This is a genomic window from Megasphaera intestinihominis (assembly GCF_040096415.1).
GTDB classification, from domain to species: domain Bacteria; phylum Bacillota; class Negativicutes; order Veillonellales; family Megasphaeraceae; genus Megasphaera; species Megasphaera intestinihominis.
In genome coordinates this window covers 1-19,983 of the sequence record NZ_JBBMEU010000040.1, presented here as the reverse complement: position 1 = coordinate 19,983, position 19,983 = coordinate 1, and the positions used below count along the sequence as shown (strand labels likewise).

The 19,983-nt window shown below is 55.3% G+C and carries 19 protein-coding genes and 1 pseudogene; 4 read left to right on the top strand and 16 right to left on the bottom strand.

The features are described 5' to 3' along the window. Positions 1-349 precede the first annotated feature (349 nt). The 3 genes from WMO23_RS07575 to WMO23_RS07565 all read right to left on the bottom strand — a co-directional run bounded on the left by WMO23_RS07575 (position 350) and on the right by WMO23_RS07565 (position 3,232). A complete protein-coding gene (locus tag WMO23_RS07575) occupies positions 350-778 on the bottom strand; it encodes a SoxR reducing system RseC family protein (RefSeq protein WP_020311281.1) in 429 nt (142 codons plus the stop codon). A 247-nt stretch (positions 779-1,025) separates the two neighbouring features. Then, positions 1,026-2,399 carry an MATE family efflux transporter gene (locus WMO23_RS07570; RefSeq protein ID WP_349173683.1) on the bottom strand — a complete coding sequence of 458 codons (1,374 nt, stop codon included), beginning with the start codon at positions 2,397-2,399 and terminating at the stop codon, positions 1,026-1,028. Positions 2,400-2,569: 170 nt separating this feature from the next. Then, positions 2,570-3,232, bottom strand: a complete 663-nt coding sequence (locus WMO23_RS07565) for a mechanosensitive ion channel family protein (protein WP_239639887.1) — start codon at positions 3,230-3,232, stop codon at positions 2,570-2,572. 324 nt (positions 3,233-3,556) lie between these two features. Here WMO23_RS07565 and WMO23_RS07560 point away from each other — a divergent pair, with 324 nt between their 5' ends. Both WMO23_RS07560 and WMO23_RS07555 read left to right on the top strand, forming a co-directional pair. Continuing rightward, positions 3,557-4,456, top strand: coding sequence for a LysR family transcriptional regulator (locus WMO23_RS07560; RefSeq protein WP_292105995.1), 900 nt, complete (start codon positions 3,557-3,559; stop codon positions 4,454-4,456). Between the two features lie 5 nt (positions 4,457-4,461). Beyond that, positions 4,462-5,376: a LysR family transcriptional regulator gene (locus WMO23_RS07555; RefSeq protein ID WP_303267758.1), complete on the top strand. Its 915-nt coding sequence runs from the start codon at positions 4,462-4,464 to the stop codon at positions 5,374-5,376. Here WMO23_RS07555 and WMO23_RS11555 read toward each other — a convergent pair. The 7 genes and pseudogenes from WMO23_RS11555 to WMO23_RS07515 form a co-directional block, all read right to left on the bottom strand. Continuing rightward, positions 5,366-5,951 (bottom strand): annotated as a pseudogene (locus WMO23_RS11555) (flavodoxin). The gene WMO23_RS07555 and the pseudogene WMO23_RS11555 overlap by 11 nt on opposite strands. A 76-nt stretch (positions 5,952-6,027) precedes the next feature. Further along, the gene (locus tag WMO23_RS07540; protein WP_239639685.1) at positions 6,028-6,162 is read right to left on the bottom strand and encodes a carboxymuconolactone decarboxylase; all 135 of its coding nucleotides are present in this window, start codon (positions 6,160-6,162) and stop codon (positions 6,028-6,030) included. Then, positions 6,146-6,565, bottom strand: a complete 420-nt coding sequence (locus WMO23_RS07535) for a cupin domain-containing protein (RefSeq protein WP_020311274.1) — start codon at positions 6,563-6,565, stop codon at positions 6,146-6,148. Before WMO23_RS07535 ends, WMO23_RS07540 begins: the two co-directional genes overlap by 17 nt. Next, positions 6,562-6,777 carry a hypothetical protein gene (locus WMO23_RS07530; RefSeq protein WP_020311273.1) on the bottom strand — a complete coding sequence of 72 codons (216 nt, stop codon included), beginning with the start codon at positions 6,775-6,777 and terminating at the stop codon, positions 6,562-6,564. The genes WMO23_RS07535 and WMO23_RS07530 overlap by 4 nt, the downstream gene beginning before the upstream one ends. Before the next feature lie 342 nt (positions 6,778-7,119). Further along, positions 7,120-7,305: a 50S ribosomal protein L32 gene (gene rpmF, locus WMO23_RS07525; RefSeq protein ID WP_014016180.1), complete on the bottom strand. Its 186-nt coding sequence runs from the start codon at positions 7,303-7,305 to the stop codon at positions 7,120-7,122. Between the two features lie 36 nt (positions 7,306-7,341). Then, positions 7,342-7,848 (bottom strand): YceD family protein, encoded by a 507-nt coding sequence (locus WMO23_RS07520; protein ID WP_292105983.1) that lies wholly within the window; start codon positions 7,846-7,848, stop codon positions 7,342-7,344. Positions 7,849-7,897: 49 nt separating this feature from the next. Then, on the bottom strand, positions 7,898-9,550 hold the full coding sequence (locus WMO23_RS07515) for a nucleoside kinase (RefSeq protein WP_303267757.1): 1,653 nt from the start codon (positions 9,548-9,550) through the stop codon (positions 7,898-7,900). Between the two features lie 150 nt (positions 9,551-9,700). Here WMO23_RS07515 and WMO23_RS07510 point away from each other — a divergent pair, with 150 nt between their 5' ends. Beyond that, the gene (locus WMO23_RS07510; protein ID WP_239639698.1) at positions 9,701-10,723 is read left to right on the top strand and encodes a hypothetical protein; all 1,023 of its coding nucleotides are present in this window, start codon (positions 9,701-9,703) and stop codon (positions 10,721-10,723) included. Positions 10,724-10,941: 218 nt separating this feature from the next. Here the strand turns inward: WMO23_RS07510 and WMO23_RS07505 are convergent, their stop codons facing one another. The 3 genes from WMO23_RS07505 to WMO23_RS07495 all read right to left on the bottom strand — a co-directional run bounded on the left by WMO23_RS07505 (position 10,942) and on the right by WMO23_RS07495 (position 15,482). Next, complete coding sequence (locus WMO23_RS07505; protein WP_292282035.1) at positions 10,942-11,367, bottom strand: SoxR reducing system RseC family protein; 426 nt, start codon at positions 11,365-11,367, stop codon at positions 10,942-10,944. 987 nt (positions 11,368-12,354) lie between these two features. Then, entirely contained in the window at positions 12,355-13,230 is an 876-nt protein-coding gene (gene galU, locus WMO23_RS07500) for a UTP--glucose-1-phosphate uridylyltransferase GalU (RefSeq protein ID WP_292108371.1), read from the bottom strand. An 11-nt stretch (positions 13,231-13,241) separates the two neighbouring features. Further along, complete coding sequence (locus WMO23_RS07495; protein WP_292108372.1) at positions 13,242-15,482, bottom strand: LPO_1073/Vpar_1526 family protein; 2,241 nt, start codon at positions 15,480-15,482, stop codon at positions 13,242-13,244. Between the two features lie 145 nt (positions 15,483-15,627). Here WMO23_RS07495 and WMO23_RS07490 point away from each other — a divergent pair, with 145 nt between their 5' ends. Then, complete coding sequence (locus WMO23_RS07490; RefSeq protein WP_292108373.1) at positions 15,628-16,278, top strand: HAD family hydrolase; 651 nt, start codon at positions 15,628-15,630, stop codon at positions 16,276-16,278. 192 nt (positions 16,279-16,470) lie between these two features. On the opposite strand, the gene WMO23_RS07485 is transcribed toward WMO23_RS07490, so the two are convergent. The 3 genes from WMO23_RS07485 to WMO23_RS07475 form a co-directional block, all read right to left on the bottom strand. Then, positions 16,471-17,673 carry an S-layer homology domain-containing protein gene (locus WMO23_RS07485; protein WP_292108374.1) on the bottom strand — a complete coding sequence of 401 codons (1,203 nt, stop codon included), beginning with the start codon at positions 17,671-17,673 and terminating at the stop codon, positions 16,471-16,473. Positions 17,674-17,694: 21 nt separating this feature from the next. Beyond that, positions 17,695-18,723: an S-layer homology domain-containing protein gene (locus WMO23_RS07480; protein ID WP_020311011.1), complete on the bottom strand. Its 1,029-nt coding sequence runs from the start codon at positions 18,721-18,723 to the stop codon at positions 17,695-17,697. A 128-nt stretch (positions 18,724-18,851) separates the two neighbouring features. Further along, a complete protein-coding gene (locus tag WMO23_RS07475) occupies positions 18,852-19,826 on the bottom strand; it encodes an asparaginase (protein ID WP_020311010.1) in 975 nt (324 codons plus the stop codon). Positions 19,827-19,983 lie beyond the last annotated feature (157 nt).

Here is a 19,983-nt window from a genome sequence, read left to right as displayed (position 1 = left end):
GATTTGGGTGAAATGTTGATTCGTCACTTTGCCCAGTTTTAGTCCTCGTTTGAAATCTCGATTATAACCGCAAACAATGGTCCCTATCTGATGGTCAATGCAGAAATTAACAATGTAACGGGCTGTCTTGCGGAGGATGTCCTGCATCCGGAAATGGCGTTTCTTCGCTAACTGACAGAGCTAGAAACTGTGATAAACAAAAAAATGCCGATAGTTATTACAACTATCGACATCTTTCGTCTACATCTCTTCGCTATATAGTTATGACTTCACAATGCAAAAAGTCTGGAATGTTTTCCAGTGTTTAACCAATAATATCATGAATTGGGATTTCATTCCAAAGTTAAGTTCAGTTTTCTTCCTTCTCTTCATCCTCATCGACAATGACGCTGAGGATGTTGGCTTTGGTATCGATGATGCGGCTCAGGGAGCGGTCGTATTTCCGGACGGCCAGAGCCGAGACGATGAGTCCGGCGATGCCGCCGACGACGGCACCGGCAGTATGGCCTATGATGAGATAGCCTAAAAGGGCCGTGATGAGCAGCATGGCGACGGGCAGGATGAAGCAGACAAAGGCACCGGAAATGAGGTGCGAGTCATCGACTTCATAGCGGACGTGGTCGCCTTCGGCAGCGCCGATGGAATTATAGGCCAGAAGCTTGACGTGATCCGCTGCGGCGCAGACACTGCAGGCCACATAAAGCGAATCGCGACTGACCCGTACTTTCGCCAAGCCATTATCCTTGATTTCTTCGACAAAACCTTCACCAAAACGCATATCTTATGCCCCCTTCCGAATTAGTAATCAATAATAATTATTTGTTAATTTGATTATATCATAATATACGTTATTAATCAAGTGTAGGCTGATTGCATCTCATCACTTGAGGAGTTAGCAGTTAGTGGTTCGTAGCTAGGGGCTAGGGGTTAGGGGTTAGGGGTTAGAGGCTAGCGGCTAGCGGCTGGAGGCTAGTAGCTGGCGGCTAGTAGCTGGCGGTTGGTAGCTGGCGGCTGGTGGCTAACGGCTACCGCTCACTCAGCAGGCCCCGGACGATGTGCTTGCGGCAGGACTGGTAGACGAAGGCCAGGACAATGGCCGTGACCAGCCAGCTGGCCGGGTAGGCCGCCATGAGGACCAGGAAGTCGCGGTGAGCGGCAAATACGGTGTACAGCCAGGTGATGCGGACGCCGCAGATACCGACCAGGACGACGACAGCCGGCGGCAGGGAATATCCATAGCCGCGCAGGGATCCGGAGATGATGTCGATGATGCCATTGAGGTAGAACGTCCCGGCTACATAAAAGAGGCGCTTCGTCCCCAAGGCGACGACGTTCGGGTCGCCGTTGAACAGGCGGATGAGTTCCGGCGAAAAGAAGAGGACCGGCACGGTGACGACCAGGAGGAACGCCGCTTCGACGCCAAAGGCGATTTTGGTGATGCGGAAGCAGCGGCGCAGGTTGCGGGCGCCGTAGTTCTGGCCGACGAAGGTCGTCGTCGCCTGGCTGAAGCCGTTGACGAAACAGTAGATATTGCCTTCGATGATGAAGGCCGCAGCCGACGCTGCCATGGCTTCCGTCCCCAGGCTGTTCAGGGCCGACTGGATGAGGACGTTGGACAAGGCAAAGACCATGCCCTGGATGCCGGCAGGCAGGCCGATGCGGATGATGTGATGCAGTTCTTCCCGGGAAAAGCGCATGTGATGGCGTTCCAGGCGGATGCGGTCCGTCGTCCGGCACAGCAGGACCAGGAGGATGAGCGAATTGACGGCAAAGGCGATGACCGTCGCCCAGACGACGCCGGCCAGGCCGAAATCAAAGACCAGGACCGACAGCAGGTCGAGGACGATATTGACGATATTGGCTGCGACCAGGCTGTACAGCGGCGTCTTGCCATCGCCGCAGCTGCGGAAGATGGCCGCCTCGAAGTTATACAGCGACAAAAAAGGCAGGCCCAGCAGGAAGATGCGCAGATACTGTTCGGCCATATCGTAGACGTCTGGCGGCACTTCCAGGACCCAGAAGGCCGGATAGACGATGAGTTCGCCGATGACGGCCAGCAAGGCCCCCAGTCCAAAAGACATCAAAATAGCCGTCTGGACCGTCCGTTCCACTTTATCGTCGCGGCGGGCACCGAGATACTGGGCAATGGTGACATTAGCCCCCAGGGAAATTCCCATGAGCAGCATGACCAGGATGCCGATGACAGGCATATTGTTGCCGACAGCGGCCATGGCGCTCTTGCCGACGAAACGCCCCAGGATGACGACATCGGCACTGTTGAAAAGCTGTTCAAATAAGCCCATGAGGCCGATTGGCATGGCAAAAAAGAACAACTTGTCGGCAATAGAGCCGTGCAGCATATCCATACCGCGGCGGCCCTTATTTTGTGTATTTTCCATAATATGATTACCTCTCGTTCTTGTGAAGGATGCTTTCTTCCCTTAGTATAGCATAAAAGGGCTTGCCGCACATGCGACAAGCCCTTTTAAGTGGTTAGTGGTTAGCGGATGGCTAAAAATTTGAAATCATCTTCTACAAACTACAAACTCCGTACTACAAACTATATATGTCAATCGTGGCGGATGAGGAGCTGGATGTTTTCTTTTTTATAGGTCGTATAGATGCTTTTGATGAACTGGTGCTTGAGGACGGCTTCGTCGACGATGTTGCGGATACGCAGGACGACTTTGAAGGAAATGCCGTATTCCCCCATCTGGTCATAGCGGACGAGGGGCTCGAAGCCGGTGACGCCGTATTCACTGTGGTCGAGGATGTGCCGGGCCACACCGAGGGTGACGTCTTCGACACGCTGCAGGTCATTGTCATAGGTAATGGTCAAGGGAATGGAAATGGTACATTCTGCCAAAGGCTGTTCGTAGTTGGTCAGCGTCGCCGTGGCAATGCTCTTGTTGGGGACGATGACCATATTCCCCGTCGCCGTGCGAATCGTCGTATTACGCCAGTTCATATCGACGACGCGGCCGGCTTCGCCGCTGGACAGGCGGATGTAATCGCCCATGTGGACCTGTTTCGATACCAGCGTCGTAATGCCGGAAAAGAGGTTGGCCAGTGTATCCTGCAAGGCCAGGGCCGATGCCAGGCCGCCGGCGCCGAGAGCTGTCAGGAGCGGCGAAATGGAAATGCCATAGGAACTGAGGATGAAAAGGATGCCCATCAGAGTCGGCATGAAACGGAAGATATTGCGCCAGCTGTCGCGCGGGATTTTCGTCACGCGGCTCAGCACTTCGATGACGATCCGGAAGACGCCGTGCAGGATGACAATGCCAATGAAGATGAATAAAAAAAAGCTAGGAAATGAACGTGCGGCCCGCCATATTCCATTTCATAGGAAAAAGTATTCACAATGGATTCCATAAAAAAAGCCTCCTCCGAAGCAATAAATCTAAAATAATAATGATTTATTATACTCCGGAGAAGGTACTACCACAATATGGCAACGGTTACAGTTTCATGTCATTTTGGGCATGAAACCTTTGTTGTAAGGCCCTTTCAAAAGTCGTATACTAAAGAAAACCCATACCCTAGGAGGAAACCCATGGAAATACGGACACTGCAATACTTCCTGGCCGTCGCCAGGGAACAGAATATGACCGGTGCAGCCAATATGCTGCATATCACACAGCCGACGTTGTCCCGGCAGATGGCCGATCTGGAAAAGGAATTGGGCAAGCAGCTTTTCATCCGGACCAACCGCAGTACACTGCTCACGGAAGAAGGCATCCGCCTGCGCCAGCGGGCCGAGGAAATCGTGTCCCTCGTCCAGCAGACGAAAGCTGAAATCAGCGACGACCAGCCGGAACTGACGGGCTGTATCCGCATCGGTGCCGGCGAAACACCAGTCATGCACTTCCTAACCGACACCTTTGCCAAACTGCAGCGGAAACATCCGGGCATTACGTGTGAACTCTTTACGGGTAACGCCGATACGGTCGAAGAGAAACTCTCCCGCGGCCTCATCGACTTCGCCCTCTTCATCGAGCCTTTCAATCCGGAAAAATACGAATTCCTGCGTCTGCCTGAAAGCAACCGGGTCGGCATCATCACCCGCAGCGATACGCCCTGGGCCCGGCTGCCAGCCATCACGGCCGACACTCTGAGCCAGATTCCCCTGCTCGTCTCGTCACGGACTGCTACGGCAACCTTCGATATCCGTCAGTGGTCGCAAGGAAGCGTAACGGCCGAAGACTTGAAGGTCGTCGGAAAATTCGACCTCATCGCCAATGCGGCCCAGCTCATCCGGACGGGCATTACCAGTGCCCTCGGCATCGACGAGCTCTTCCAGCTCCATACGCCGGACCTGGCCTTCGTCCCCCTGAAACCAGCCGTCACCTTCTCGTGTCTCGTGGCCTGGAAAAAATACCAACTCCTGTCACCGGCGTGCGAAGCCTTTTTGAAGGGCCTGAAAGAAGAAATCCATTGGCAAGGAAAGGACTGATTCGGATGTTAGATTTACGGGTACTCCATTATTTCCTCACCGTCGCCCGCGAAGAAAGTATCACCCATGCTGCCGAGGCACTGCACCTATCCCAGCCGACGCTGTCGCGGCAGCTGCGCGACATGGAAGAGATGCTGGGAAAAGAACTGATGATTCGCGGCCCCCGGCGCATTACGCTCACCGAAGAAGGCTTATTCCTGAAAAAGCGGGCTGAAGAAATCCTCTCCCTGGCCAGTCATACGGAAGAGGAACTGCGCAGCGACGACACCGAACTGAACGGGACCATCCGCATCGGCTCGGCCGAATCGGACAGCGTCCGCTTCCTCATGCACGCCGCCCATGACATCCAGGCCAGGTATCCCCACCTGCATTTCCATATCACCAGCGGCGATGGTCAGCAGATGATGGAACTCCTCGACAAGAGCCTCATCGACATGGCTGTCGTCTATGGCCACGTCGATATGGATAAATACGAAGTCCTCCCCTGCCCAACTGTCGACCGCTGGGGCCTCCTCCTGCGCCGCGATAACCCGCTCTCGCAAAAAGAAAAAATCACCCCGCAGGACCTGTGGGATGAAAAACTCATCGTATCCAATCAGGTCCTGCAGGATGACAATCAGGCAGACAGGCTGCGAGTCTGGCTGAAAAAGCCCTTCGCTGACCTGCATATCAGCGCCACGTACAACCTGGCCTATAATGCGTCCCTCATGGTCCGCGAAGGGCTGGGGTCCTGCATCATGCTGGAAAAGATCATCCGTGTCCCGGAAGACGATGATACCCTCTGTTTCCGCCTCCTGGACCCGCCCCTTTCGGACAGGCTGCTCATCGCCTGGAAGCGTTTTCAGCTGTTCCCCAAAGGGACGCAGCAATTCATCCAGCTTTTAAAGCAGGAAAAGGATGCGCTGGAACCTATAGATTGAGGCTCTGGACCCACTGCTGGACCGTACTTTCCGACACATTGGACGGGAAGCGTTTACCTTCCAGCCAGTTGCCCGTACCAGCCATCTGCTGCAGCTGTCTGCCGCTGTCGCCGAGGCCGGAGCTGGCCGACGTGGCAAAGGGGATGACCGTCTTGCCACTGAAGTCATTGTGTTTGACGAAAGTATCTACCGGCCAGGCAGCGATCCCCCACCAGATAGGATATCCGATGAAGACCGTATCGTAGCCTTCCCAGTTGTCTGCCTTATCCTTGACCAGAGGGATGTCGCGCAGGCTGGCATCATCGTGTTCGCGATAGACGCGGCTGTCCCGGTTATTGTAGTCCAGATCCGCTTCCGTATAGTCCTGCCGGTTTCAGTTCCATAACGTCGCCGTTGGTCGCTTTGGCAATGTAATTGGCTACATTCTTGGTATGACCGCCAGCCGAATAATAGACGACCAGCGTCTTGCCATTGCCCTTGGCCGGGGCCTGGGCCGCCGCATCCGCCTTTTTTGAGGCGCTGGAAGACGCATCGGCGCCGTTCGTATTGCCACAGGCAGCCAGGCCCAGGACCATGAGACTGCTCAGGGCAAGCATTAAAACTTTCTTCATCATCTGCTTTTTACCTCCTGATTATTTCAAATAGAGACATTTACTCCCCGTAGACTTCCTTGGCATAGCCGAAGGCCGCCCAGGCCTTGGGCCAGCCGCTGTAAAAGGGGAGAAATCCGATTCCCGCCAGGACCATGAGCCCGGCCGCTAAGAAGTGCTTACGGAAGGGCATCATAATCGGCCTCCGCTACGGCTTCACACCATTCCGTACTCGTATCAGTCCCGTCGACTTCAATGGCCAGATGCTGGAAGGCACTGTCCTTGGCAGCACCGTGCCAATGCTTGACGTTGGCCGGGATGTGGACGACATCACCGGCGAGGAGGGCCTGGGCCGGTTTCCCCCATTCTTGATACCAGCCACGGCCGGCCGTGACTAACAGCATCTGACCGCCGCCCTGGCTGGCATGGTGGATGTGCCAATGATTGCGGCAGGCCGGTTCAAAAGTGACATTGCCGACGACGACCTGTTTTAGGGACAACATGTTCAAATAACTGGTGCCATCAAAATACTGGGCATAGTCGACGTTTTCTCCGCCCATGGCAAAGGGGCTCGTCTGCTTGATTTCTTCTAAAGTCATTTTCTTTCGTCTCCTCTTTTTCGTAACACATATAAGAAATAATCCAGCCGGTCCAGCTGAAGCTGTTTGTCATGAATAGCATCGAGCAAGTACCGGCGATGGCGCTGCAGGCACGACAACTGCTCTTCCTCGGGCAGGGCCTCATACTGTTCGATAAAAGCCGCCGAACAACCGGCATCGATCAAATTCTGCCAAACCTTCCCTTCCATCATCGACCTCCTCTCTCCTTGCTTACTACGCCTTTATCTTAACAGACGGCCAGGGGAATGTAAAACGCTTATATTTCATGTCTGGATATGTGTTTTTCGTATGGCAATGTAGGGGCCGTCCCAAAGGGCGGCCCGCGTGGCTCGTGGCTAGGGGCTAGTGGCTCCTCCACGAAGGTTTATGCCATCATGCGAGATTCCTTTGGCTCTATAGTTTGTAGTACGGAGTTTGTAGTTTGTAGATGATGGCTTTAAATTAAAAAACATTCACTAAAAACTACAAACTGCAAACTTAGTACTCAAAAAAGAGCTATCGCCTAAGCGATAGCTCTTTTTTATGTACAACTCTTATTCAGCTGTTGTGTTGTTGACAACCTGTTTGCCTTTATAGTAGCCGCAAGTCGGGCATACATGATGAGGCATCATTGCTTCGTGGCACTGCGGGCATTCTACGTAGCCCGGTGCGGTCAATTTCCAGTTTGCGCGACGCATCTTCTGACGAGTCTGGGATAATCTGTTCTTCGGTACTGCCATGTTCTGCACCTCCTTAAATCACATGGTACGTTATTTCTAGCGCTTTTCTTTGGATCGCAACAATTGAGCCAGGACTTCGAGTCTTGGGTCAATCTTGTCGGTAGGACAACTACAGGGTCCGTCGTTCAGGTTTGCACCGCACTGCGGACAGAGTCCTTTGCAGTCTGGCCGGCACAAAACCCTCATTGGCTCGCTGAGGATCAACGTTTCTCTAATTGTCTCCGTCAAATCGATGTACTCCCCATTATAGGGCAATACGTCCTCGGGAAGCTCTGCTTCCGTACCATAGACTTCAGACAGTGTTTCCTTCCGATCCACCGATACCGGTGACAGGCAGCGGCTGCAGGTGTATTTGCCAGAGGTCTGTATGGTTCCCTGTACCACCATGTGGTTACCATCGAACCAATAAGCCCCATCCACAACTACTGTGGCGTCCTTCCAAGGAAGGTCCTCCACTTCACCTAGCTCGGCAGCCGGACATTCAAAAGAAAAGGGGAAAGACTTCCCGGCTTCTTTTAGTGCTTCTTCGACTTGTAGTTTCATATTTCTACCTCGACTATACTATTATATCTATCTACTTGGGCTTTGTCAATCATTTTTTCCGGTCTGGCCCGATGAATTCCCGCAACAGCGAATTGGGCGGTACGACGGACGAGTCGATGCCCTTGAAGGGCTTGAGGAACCGCAGGAGCCGCCGGGCTTCGGCGTAATGGACGCTGCCCTTGTCGATAGATTCCAGGAGCGGTTCGGCATAGGGCTTGAGGACAGACAGTTCATAAGGCAAAGCCGTGTTGAAAATCGTATCGGCATCTTCCTGATAGGGATAGATGTTCTTTTCTTCGCCGCGGCGGACGTCAGTCCAGATATCCATGGTCGCCATGGGCCCGCGGTCGCGGAACTGCTGGTCCCGGACCATGCGGCGGATGATGCGCGTATCCGACGTGGAAATGCGGTTGTGGTCGTTAATGCGTATCTGCGTCAGGACGCCCAGGGAAATCTTGACCTTTTCATAGCGCGGCAGCATGTAGGTCAGGGAATCGTTCAAGGCGTGGAGGCCTTCGACGACGATGGGCTGGCCTTTTTCCAGGACTGTCGGCTTGTCGTCGAAATGGCGGTGGCCTGTGACGAAATCGAAGCGGGCCAGGTGGACTTCCTTGCCCTGGTTGAGGTCATCGATCTGCTGGTTGAAGAGCGGTACGTCGATAGCCCGCAGGGACTCGAAGTCATAGCTGCCGTCGGGATTCTTCGGCGTATCTTCGCGGTTATAGAAGTAATCGTCCAAGGAAATGCCGATAGGCCGCAGGCCGTTGACGCGGAGCTGCGTCGTCAGGCGCTTGCAGAACGTCGTCTTGCCTGCCGACGACGGGCCGGCGATGAGGACGACCTTGACCTTCGGCCGGCGGCTGACGATATAGTCGGCCAGCTGGCCCAGCTTCTTTTCCTGCAGGGCTTCGGCCATGTCGACCATATCCTGTATGGTCCCGTTCTCGATGTAATGATTCAAGTCATAGACGTATTCGCAGCGGACGATGCGCCCCCATTCTTCAGCATCCAGGAAGAGGCGGGCCATCTTGGGGATTTCCTTGTATTCCGGTAATTCATTGGGATTGTCGACGGTCGGCGTTTCCAGGATGACGCCGGGCGCATAGGACCGCAGGTTGAAGCAGGTCACATAGCCCATGCTGGGCAGGAGAGGCCCCATATAGTAGTCAAAGGTCTGGCCGCACTGATAGGCCATGATATGGGTGACGTCGACGTGGCGCAGGAGTTCCGCTTCCCGCATCATATGGCGGTTGCGGCACATTTCCATAGCCGTTTCGGCGCTGGCGATGACCTGGGAAATGGGTTCATCTTGTTCGACGATTTCGTGCATGCGCTTCTTGATGATGTCCACGTCGTGGACGGTGACGGTGTGGCCGATTTCCAGTTCGCAGTACAAGGCCTTGCGCAGGGCATGCTTGACCAGGACCTTGCCGTCGGGATAGAGGTCTCTGACGGCGCGGACCAGGAGGAAGATGGCCGTGCGGATGATGCACTGATTGCCTTCCATGGTATTGATGGGCAGCCAGTCTACGTCGCCGCTCTGGCCGACCTTGGTCTGGAGGCCGACACATTCGTTATTGTATAAGGCCGCTGCAATGGGCATGTCGTCGTGCTGGCAATACTGTTCACAGACCTGCTGCAGCGTCACTCCTTCCTTGACTTCATAGGAATTCCCTGATTTCACATCGTGTAAAGTAATCACAGGAATCACGCTCCTTTTCTTTCGGTAATAGCATATTCATTATACCATATTTTTGCAGCCTGCGGCAGATGCGCCGAAAGGCTGAACGCCTAACGCAGACTGTGGTATAATAAGAAAAATAGGATTTCGTGTAGTAAGGAAGGATAATCTATGAGAAAAAGAGTGCTTACCTTATGGGATGGCAAAGTCTTCCTGGCCCTGGTCGTCCTCATGGGCTGTATCCTAGCAGGGATTGCGTCATATCAGCACGTCTATATGAAAACGCCCGATTATGCCGTCTCCCAGGTCATCCGTGCCGCCCGGGACGGGGATATGGAGACCTTCAGCCGCCACGTCGATGAAGGGGCCCTGAGCGGCCAGTTCTTCGATGCCCTCGTGTCCCATACGTCGGACAGTACGGATGAATTCTTTTTGCTGAATATCATCCGCTCGCCGTTGCGGGCTTCTTTCATCACCACAGCCGACCTCTACCTGAACTGGACGCTGGCCGGGAGTACGGACAATGACGAATATCAGAAGACGGCCGATAACCTGCAGCGCACCTTGAAGAGTGCCGGCCTGGCCGTCCCCCTGGCGGGCTGGCACCTCGACGGCGCCGACTGGAGCCATGACAATACAGTGAAGCTCTACTTGTACAACGACCGCCTGGGCGCGACCGTCCCCTGTACGGTCACGCTGGAACAGACGCCGTCCCAGACCTGGATGATCACGGGCCTGGCCGACCCGGAAGCCTTCCTCAACGACTTGCGCGATGTCATGAAGAAAGAATTGGCAGCCTACAACAAGCCGGTCCAGCAAAAAATCGACGCCATCATGACTGTCCGCGACGTCTCTTCCAAAATCGTCACCGGCCAGGGCCGCACCTTCCTGCGCCTGAGCTATACGCCGGTCTTCCGCAAGGACCGCAATGACATCGCTTCTGTCAAAGCCGTCTACACCCTGCGCCGGGACAGCGATAAAGCCGTCCTCTATACGTCGCCCCTGCGCCTGTCGACATCGGCGGAAAAACGGACCCATGAGAGCCAGTTCCTGCTCAATCCCCTCATCCCGTCACAGTACAGCCTCATCCGTTCGCAGACCCTGGACGGCATGACCAGCGAACTCCACCTCACGGCCATCACCCTCAAAGACGGCACAGAATTGGCATTGGCCGACACGTTGCCGGAAAAATAAGAAAAGGGCCTGTCGCATGTGCGACAAGCCCTTTTTAGTGGCTAGTGGTTAGCTGTTAGTGGTTAGCGGATGGCTTTAAATTTACTGTAGGGTCGCCACGTGGGGCGCCCGCTCTGTGATATGTACGATTTTATTACCCAACCAGTTTGCTAGAAGAATCGTCCAAATCCCTAACGGGTCGCCCACGCGGCGACCCCTACAAACAAAGCCTTTATACACTAATTCCCGCCTGAACAGATTTCGATGATCTTCGGTTTGGAATTTTCGGCTTTCGACAGGGAACGGTCGAAGAGTTTGACGCCGACGGCGCCGATGAGGAAGCCGATGATGCCGCCGATGACAGCCGTCTGGACTGTATCGAAGCCCTGGGCCAGGGCCAGGAAATGACCGGCAAAGGCGCCGGCGGCACAGACCAAGAGGGGCATGACGAAACAGATGAAAGCGCCGATGACGATGTTGACATCGCGGAATTCGAATTTGACGTGCTGGCCGACTTTGACGCCTAACGGGTCGACAGCCGTGACGACGATGTTTTCAGCCCCTTCGCAGGCGCCGCAGGCGATGCAGTCGGAATGGCGGCCGACCTTGATTTCGGCCGTGCCTTTTTCTTTTATAGAAATAATCGTACCTTCTTCAATTTTCATAGGAATCCCTTCTTTCTGTGCCTATTATAGCATGGCCTTTTCATTCAATCAATACTATTTTCGTGTAGTTTCAAACATAGCACCATCAGGAGATTCCCCCTTTATTCCATAGCGGGCGCCCCACGGGTCGCCCCTACAATGCGGCTTTGCCGCGTCAAATTCATCCCATTTGTCATAAATTCCGGCTGTCTACAGGATTCACAGCGGGACGCCTTAACAGGACATCCCCTACGGTATCGCATAGAGGCGATGATAATAATAAGCAGGCCGCCGTTCACAGGTTCAGACCGCAAAAAAACACGGCCTGCGGCCGTTTCGTAGGGGCTTCCACGTGGGAAGCCCGCTGTGATATTTTGCCACAGCCTAGCCGAGTATGATGGCAGGTCTTTACGAACAACGAGCTACGCCTTTTCTCGGACTCAGATGCGGCTTCGCCGCTATAAACTCAAACTAACAACGACGCTTCGGAAAACCCTCTGCGCGTAGCGGGCGCCCCACGGGTCGCCCCTACTAGCCTTATGGCATACGCCTATTCCTTCAATCATTCTATTTTCGTGTAGTTTATAGTCGTCGTAAAAAAAGGCGCTGTCCCATGAAGACAGCGCCTTTTTTCTGTAGGAGCGCCCACGTGGGGCGCCCGCTCACGCAAATCATCCAGTTCACAAGTATCTCACATATACCTACAAACTCCGTACTACAAGCTTTAAAGAGAAAAGAGCCTTGCATGATGGCAAAAGCCTTCGTGCAACGGCCCTTTTTTAGCAGTCAGCTGTTGGTTTTAAATTTTTAGCCACCCACTACAAACGATAACGTCATACAAAAAATTCACGCGGTCCGCCCGTTGGGACGGCCCCTACGAGCCACGAGCTATAACGTTATTACACAGGATTCACGCGGGCCGCCTAGCCTCTGCTGTCCGTTCCAGCAACCATCTTGCGCCTTCCGTTGGTCGGCACCCGATGGGCTGGAAAGGCTTCAGGACGGCCCCTACGAACCACGAACAACTTCCTTCAGGAACTGGCGGAACGGGGCGGCCAGGTCCGGGCGGCGCAGGGCGTATTCGACGTTGGCTTTGAGGAAGCCCAGTTTATCGCCTACGTCGTAGCGTTTGCCTTCAAAGCAGTAGGCATAGACGGCTTCGCGGCTGGCCATGGTCTGCAAGGCGTCGGTGAGCTGGATTTCCCCGCCCTTGCCCGGCTGGGTATGGGCCAGGATTTCAAAGATGTCCGGCGTGACGATATAGCGGCCCAGGACGGCCGTCCGGCTCGGTGCTTCTTCGATGGCCGGCTTTTCGACGACGCGGTTGACTTTCAGGATGTCCTTCCCTTCGACAGGTGTCCCCTGGACGATGCCGTAAGACGACACTTTTTCTAAAGGCACTTCCTGACAGCCCAGGATGGTCGCATCGAGGTCGTTGTACAAGTCGATCATCTGGCGCAGGGCCGGATTGGTTTCATTGTAGACGACGTCGTCGCCGAGGAGGATGGCAAAGGGTTCATCGGCAATGAAGGACTGGGCGCAGAGAATGGCGTCGCCCAAGCCCCGCATGTGTTTCTGCCGGATGTAGTGGATATTGATTTCAGAGATACTGCGGACCATGTTCAGAAGCCCCATCTTATGGCTTTCTTCCAGGTGCAGTTCCAGGCCCGGATTGGTATCGAAATGGTCTTCAATGGCCCGTTTGGCATGGCCGCTGATGATGAGGATTTCTTCGATGCCGCTCTGCAGGGCTTCTTCGACGATATACTGGATGGTCGGTTTATCGACGATAGGCAGCATTTCTTTCGGTGTCGCCTTCGTCGCCGGCAGGAAACGGGTGCCGAACCCGGCCGCCGGGATGACGGCTTTACGGATTTTTTTCACAACGATGCTCCTTATTCAAACCAGCGGGACAAATCGAATTCTTCGCCAATGATTTCCTTGACGAAGCCCTGAGCCAAGTACAGGCCCAGGAGCGACAGCGTCGATACGCGCAGCAGCGAGCTGTCCCAGATATCGCCCAAGTCGGCCAGGACCGGCGAAATATCTTCCATGATGTCCAGGGCTTCTTCGCCGCTGAAGTTGGCCGGGCGTTTCTTGGCCAGGCGCAGGATGTGGTCCTGCATGTTGCGGTCGTTGATGCCGGTCATGCGGAAGAAGCGTTTGGCCATGCTTTCATCGACCATGGCCAGTTTGACCAGTGGCGAATTGAAGGACGGGACGATGAATTCATCGGGGATGCGCTTGCCTTTGAGGGCTTTGCGCAATTCTTCTTCTGTGAAACCGCGGTAGCGGAACAAGAGCGGATACGAATCGGACAGGATTTCGGCAAAATGCGTTTCCTTGGCTTCAAAAGCCGTGCAGTGCAAGTAATCGAGCTGCTGGTAGTAAGGCCGTTCCGTCGGGAATCCATCCAGGAAGGGATAGACGTACTTGTCGATATAGCGGCAGAACGAATCCTTGTCGACGTTATGGGAGTTGCGCGAATACAGGAACAATAAGAGAATCGCCAGGATCTGGTAATGGCCCTGGGTCAAATAGGGCATGACCTTCAAGGCATCGATGGCGACCAGATGGCGCGTCGAAATGGGCGAGCAGTGGACGATATCGTAAAAGGCCTGCAGGGCAATGGTGCCGACGTAATCATCGGGATGAGCGGCATAGGCTTTCTGGACGTTCTGCAAGGCTTCCTGGACGATGAGCGGTGCCAGGGCCTGCTGCCGTTCCGTATCGGTCTGGCAGCCGATCTGGTCAAAGGCCGCCGACGTGATGTATTCCGTCTGCTGCTGCAGTTCCGGTGAAACGACGCCGTACTGGCGCAGGAAGTGAGAGACGCACTGGCGGACGACAGGCGAATCGACAGTGCTTTCCGATTCCCATACGGACGCATAGTGCGGCGCATTGCCCAGCGACGGGTTACGCGTATCGGTCCCGGACGTATTGGAATCCCACGACGTCTGGGACGGTTTGACGACCGGTGCCGGCTTGACGACAGGTGTCGCTTTTTCCTGGGACTTGTGGGCCCGGATGGGCGGCATAACCATTGTTTCTTCCGGGACGGCTTTCTTCTTGGCCGTCATGGCCGAGTCGATGTGGATCGGTTCCATGCGCTGGGTCTGTTCCAGCTGGGAAGCGACGGCTTTCATGCCTTCGCTGACGACAGGTCCTTCCAGGACCTGTGTCGCTTCGGATACGGCCCGTTTCTTGGCGGCAGCCGGTGCGTCGGTGACGGCTTTGGCTGTGCCGGCGGCTTTGGCCGTTTCGGCCATGACGTCGCGGAGAATGTGCTTGCGGTGCGTGTCTTTCGGCGCTTCTGTTTCAGATGCTGCCGGTTCAGCTGCCGGGGCAGCCTGTTTCCTGGCGGCCGGGGCGGCGCCGCCATCTTTAGCGGCCAGGTCAGCCGAGACGATGGCGGCCATATCAGCCAGGGGCGGCTTGTCTTCTTCGGTCTGGGCTACTTCTTCGGCCCAGCGTGCCCGTTCTTCCCGGCGGGCATTGGCTTCCTTGGCCGCAGCGGCTTCGCGGCGGGCCTGTTCGCGCCGTTCCCGGTTGCGGGCCAGCTGCTGTTCCTGGGCTTCTTTTTCCTGTTCGGCCTGGCGCTGACGGGCTAGTTTGGCTTCTTCCTCGCGGGCCTTATAGGCAGCGGCTTCTTCTTTGTCTACCTTTTCCATGGCTTCCAGGATTTCATCGCGGGACAGGACGCGCGTCGCATCGAGGTCATCCGCATTGGGGCCCTTGTGGACCGGAGGTTCCTGGGCTTTGGGAGCTTCTTTATAGACGATTCGGCTATTGCGGCGGACGGCTTCGCCTTTGGTCGTGACAAAGGCCGTTTCTTCCGGATGCTCCCGCCGTTCGCCCAGTGTCATTTTCGGGACCTGCGGCAAGGGGGCTGTTTCTTCGTCGTCCGCTTCCTTCGGTAATTGTCTGGCATGCTTAACTGTTGCCGGGCTGCGGTGCTGGACCCTGCGCAGCGGCTGCGGCTCGCCGTCGTAGCGCGTCTTCGTCTTCGTGTTCCCTTTCTTCTCCGTTTGGGGACTACTCTCGGAGTGCCCTCCGCCGGAATACATAATATAACAAATTACAAAAAAGACGATTGCTATGCCCGCTATGATAGCGTACGGCAAAAAGTTTGTCATGTCATCCTCTCCTCTATTTTATCAAACTTCTTTCCCCATTGTAGCATAAGATGACGGCATGAGCTACTCCCTATTGCCGATTAATTCGCACTTTCGTATAATAAAAGAGTAAACTGATTTTTTGTCCTTCAAAGGAGTCTTTTTCATGGAAAAATATAAAGCCATCGTCTTCGACATGGACGGCACCGTCCTGGACACGCTGGACGAATTGACGAAAAGCCTGAACTATGTTTTTGCCCGTCACGGCCTGCCTGCCCTGACGCAGGATGCCATCCGTCCCTGCCTGGGCTTCGGCTACGACGGCTTCATCGACAAAGCCGCACCGGACGCGCCGGAATCCCTGCGGCGGACGATGACGGAAAAGTTCATCGCCTATTACAGCGCCCACTGCCAGACGACGACCTTTCCCTACGACGGCATTCCCCAGGTCCTGGGCCGGCTCAAGGCGGCCGGCTACCACATGGCTATCGTCTCCAACAAAGGCCAGGGTGCCGTATCGGAACTGCACGATGAATACTTCAAAGACTATGTCGATTTCTCCTTGGGTGAAACGCCGATGTACCGCAAAAAACCGGCTCCGGACATGGTCTGGGAAGCCCTGAAGCGCCTGGGCTGTGCCAAAGACGACGCCATCTACGTCGGCGACTCGGAAGTCGACAAAGAAACGGCCGATAACGCCGGCCTCGACGCAGCCCTGGTCACCTGGGGTTTCCGCGACCGGGACTTCCTGGAATCCCTCCAGCCGACATACCTCATCGACACGCGGGAAGAATTGGGAGAACTCTTCGGAGTGTGATTTGAGTTTTAAGTTTGCAGTTTGTAGTTTTTAGTGAATGCTTTTAAATTTAAAGCCATTTTCTACAAACTACAAACTCCGTACTACAAACTATAAAGAGAAAGGGACCGCGCATGATGGAATAAACCTTCATGCGACAGTCCCTTTTGCGAACTGCGACCTGCGGGACGCCCTTTGGGCGTCCCCTACAAATCACTTCATCACGTCGTTCTGGACGGAGGTGATGGCGCTCGATGTGGCGTCGTCTAAGAGTTTGGAATAGAGTTGTTTCGTTTCTTTTTTCGTGTTTTCTGTCGTCACAGGGGCTTCTTCCGCTGTGTCTGTCTGTCCGGCTACCTGGACGATGGGAGCTTTCCCGGCGATAGGAGCCGTTTCCAGACGGACCCGGCCGGCGCCGACGCGTTTGGCCAGTTCAGCCAGCGTCGCCTTGCTGACGGGATGGCGGACAGTGAGGACGACTTGTTCATTGACGTAGTCCGGCAGGGCGCCGACGTAGTTCTGGACGCCTTCGTTGTCGACGACGCAATGGATGGCCTTATTCATGAGCTGGCTGTAATCGCTGTGGCTCAAGGATACGCGACGTATCTTGACGGCCTGCGGCTTGGCTACGTCCGTGTTGATGCGCTGCTGCAAGTATTTGCTGGGAGCGCCTTTGATGCCCAGGACCAGGGTATCGCCATCCCAGTACATCGTACCGCTGCGGAAGTAGATCGGCACTGAGCCGTATTCGGCATTGATGGCCTTGATGAGCTGCGATTCGACCTGGACATGAGACGTATAGTCCCCGTCGGAGTGCATGAGGCGGTAAAATACCTGGGCGGCATCGGCCCGTGTCATGCCTTCTTTGGGATGGAAATAGTTATCTGCCGGCACCATGATGTTCTTGCTGTGCAGGACGTCGATGGCCCTGGCGTAAGCCGGCGCAATCGACGCGGCATCGGCATAGGGCTTGACGGCCTGGTCCGGGTCGGCCAGCTGATTGTACTGCAAGTAGCGGTAGATGACGTCGGCAAATTCTTCGCGGCTCACCGGTTCTTCGGGATGGAAATTCCCATCCTGATAGCCTGCCAGGATACCCTGGGCGGCGACGCTGTTCATGGCATCACCAGCCGTGCCCGACGGCACATCGTGGGCACCGGCCGCTTCCACCGGTGCCAGGGGGATATTGGCTGCCGAATTATAGAGCAGCTGGGCCAGGTCGCCGCGGGTCAGGACCCGGTTTGGCTCAAAGGTATCCCCTGTGATGAAGGTCAGGCACTGCGTATCATAGAGGTAATCGACAGCCGCGCGGTCGGTCAGGCTGCCCAGGTCTGTATAAGGGGCATCGGCCGAAACGGCACTGACGGACAAGATGGCCACAGCTGCCAGGATGGCAGCGATTTTATTCCGTACCATGGAAATCCTCCTCTGCTGCGATTACTGAATGACGATGCGAAGGGCACTGCCCAGGGCTTTATTGAGGTTGTTCTGTGTTTCTTTGGAAATGGAGCTGACTGTGAGGACGACTTTTTCATTGAGGTAATCCGGTTCCGTCGAAACGGTAGCATTCGTCGCTTCCGTAGCCTTGTAAATCTTTTCGGCCTGGGCCATGAGGTTCTTATAGTCGTCATAGCTGTACGTCGATTTCTGGACATAGACCGATTCGGCCGGGATATCCTTGTCGGCAGCAATGGCATCGGCCAGTTTCTGTTTGTTCTTCGGGTCTTTGACGCCGATGTGGAGCTTGTCGCCCTGCCAGTACATGATGCCGTCAGATGCAAAGGCTTTGATTGAGCCGTAGACGTCTTTGATATCCTTGAAGGCCTTGGATTCCAGGCCGTCCTGGCTCTGCGTCGTTTCCTTGACGCCGGTCAGGATGCGGTAGAGAACGTTGACGGCTTCACCGCGGGTGACATACTGTTTCGGGTTGAACATGTTGTAGTTGCCGCCCTTCATGTAACCGGCAGCAGCCAGGGCGTCGACGGCCTGACGGGCCCAGCTGGAAATCTTGGCTTCGTCGGCATAGGGAGCGGCCCCTTCGAGGGTGCTCATGCCCTTGTAAGTCATGTAGTTGTAAGCGATGACAGCAAATTCTTCGCGGGTGATCTTCTGTTCCGGTTTGAACGTGCCGTTGCTGTAACCGCTCATGATCTGTTTGTCGACCAGCGAGGCGATGGCCCGTTCGGACCAGCGGCCTTTGACGTCGCTGAAGTTGGTCGTCTTGACTTTGGAATCTTCACCGATCATGTTGTTGATGATGGCAGCTGCGCCTTCACGGGTAATGTCTTCGTTCGGACGGAACTGGCCGTTCGTGCCGCTGATGTAGTGCTGGTTATAAAAATACTGGATAGCGTCTTTGCCCCAATAATTGCTGATATCCGTAATCCCCGTCGATGCGGCAAAAGCCGACGTGCCGAGGGCGGCTGTCAGGGCCGTAAGGACCATCAATTTTTTGTACTTGTTCATGATTCATTCGCTCCTATCTATGTCAGTGTCGTAAAGGATACATGGATTGCATACCTATGTTTCATATCTTATTTATTTTATCACACCCCGCCCTATTAGGGAAGGCATAGAGCCGTGATTTGCAGGCCTCAATAGGCGTCGAAGATGGCCTGTATTTTTTCCCGGTCCGTCGTGTGGGCCAGGGCCAGCTGCAAGAGGATCTTGGCCTTCTGCGGCGTCAGGGAATCGGCTGTGACCGTCCCGTCATAAGCCGGGACCTGGGTGACCATGCCGCCCAGGGCGCGGGCAGCCCGGACGACGACCAGCCCCTGTTCCATCAAGGGCTGCAAGGCCTGCCAGACCAGTTCGGGCATCTTGCCATGACCGAGACCCGTGATGACCAGTCCCGCTTTCCCCTGGGCCAGGCGGCGTACGTCGTCAGCGGTGAGGCCGACATAGGCATAGACGATGGCGACGGCTGGCAGTTCTTTAGGAGCGGCCAGGTCCGACGACCACGTATGCTTGCGCAGGGGCTGCTGGTACAGGCGGGGCCGGCCGTCCTGCATATAGCCCAGGCAGCCCATCTGGCGGCCTTTAAAAGTATCGGCATGGGTCGTATCGGTCTTTTCGACGAAGCGGGCGCTGTGGACGGTGCTGTTCATGACGATGACGACACCGTATTTTCCCAGGTCCGGCCAGGACGCGGCCTGGACCGCTTCCAGGAGGTTCAGCGGACCGTCGGCACTGATGGCCGTCGCCGGCCGCATGGAACCCGTAAGGACGACGGGCTTGATGGTGTGGACCGTGAGGTCGAGGAAATACGCCGTTTCCTCCATCGTATCCGTGCCGTGAGTGATGACGATACCGTCCACGTCTTCCCGGTCGGCTACTTCCTGGACCCGATTGGCCAGGGACAGCCATAAAGCTTCGGTCATATCCGAGCTGTCGATGTTGCAGAACTGTTCGCCCTGCACGTCGGCATAATCAGCCAGCTGGGGCACGGCTTCCAGCAGTTCATCTATCGACGTCTGACCGGCAGCATACCCCGTCAGGTCATCGGCCGACGCGGCCTTGCCGGCAATCGTCCCGCCACAGGCCAGTACATATATCTTCTTTTTTTCCATTCTCATAGCTCCCCTCTGCAATGATGATATGGTTCTACTTTACCACAAATGGGGGGTTAGTGGCTAGTAGGGGCCGTCCTGAAGTCTTTCCAGCCCATCGGGTGCCGACCAACGGAAGGCGCAAGATGGTTGCTGGAACGGACAGCAGAGGCTAGGC

Coding starts and splice junctions, on each gene's coding strand:
- WMO23_RS07575 (WP_020311281.1), bottom strand. CDS start 778: ATGCGTTTTGGTGAAGGTTTTGTCGAAGAAATCAAGGATAATGGCTTG.
- WMO23_RS07570 (WP_349173683.1), bottom strand. CDS start 2,399: ATGGAAAATACACAAAATAAGGGCCGCCGCGGTATGGATATGCTGCAC.
- WMO23_RS07560 (WP_292105995.1), top strand. CDS start 3,557: ATGGAAATACGGACACTGCAATACTTCCTGGCCGTCGCCAGGGAACAG.
- WMO23_RS07555 (WP_303267758.1), top strand. CDS start 4,462: ATGTTAGATTTACGGGTACTCCATTATTTCCTCACCGTCGCCCGCGAA.
- WMO23_RS07540 (WP_239639685.1), bottom strand. CDS start 6,162: ATGATGCCCTTCCGTAAGCACTTCTTAGCGGCCGGGCTCATGGTCCTG.
- WMO23_RS07535 (WP_020311274.1), bottom strand. CDS start 6,565: ATGACTTTAGAAGAAATCAAGCAGACGAGCCCCTTTGCCATGGGCGGA.
- WMO23_RS07530 (WP_020311273.1), bottom strand. CDS start 6,777: ATGATGGAAGGGAAGGTTTGGCAGAATTTGATCGATGCCGGTTGTTCG.
- rpmF (WP_014016180.1), bottom strand. CDS start 7,305: ATGGCAGTACCGAAGAACAGATTATCCCAGACTCGTCAGAAGATGCGT.
- WMO23_RS07520 (WP_292105983.1), bottom strand. CDS start 7,848: ATGAAACTACAAGTCGAAGAAGCACTAAAAGAAGCCGGGAAGTCTTTC.
- WMO23_RS07510 (WP_239639698.1), top strand. CDS start 9,701: ATGAGAAAAAGAGTGCTTACCTTATGGGATGGCAAAGTCTTCCTGGCC.
- WMO23_RS07505 (WP_292282035.1), bottom strand. CDS start 11,367: ATGAAAATTGAAGAAGGTACGATTATTTCTATAAAAGAAAAAGGCACG.
- WMO23_RS07495 (WP_292108372.1), bottom strand. CDS start 15,482: ATGACAAACTTTTTGCCGTACGCTATCATAGCGGGCATAGCAATCGTC.
- WMO23_RS07490 (WP_292108373.1), top strand. CDS start 15,628: ATGGAAAAATATAAAGCCATCGTCTTCGACATGGACGGCACCGTCCTG.
- WMO23_RS07485 (WP_292108374.1), bottom strand. CDS start 17,673: ATGGTACGGAATAAAATCGCTGCCATCCTGGCAGCTGTGGCCATCTTG.
- WMO23_RS07480 (WP_020311011.1), bottom strand. CDS start 18,723: ATGAACAAGTACAAAAAATTGATGGTCCTTACGGCCCTGACAGCCGCC.
- WMO23_RS07475 (WP_020311010.1), bottom strand. CDS start 19,826: ATGGAAAAAAAGAAGATATATGTACTGGCCTGTGGCGGGACGATTGCC.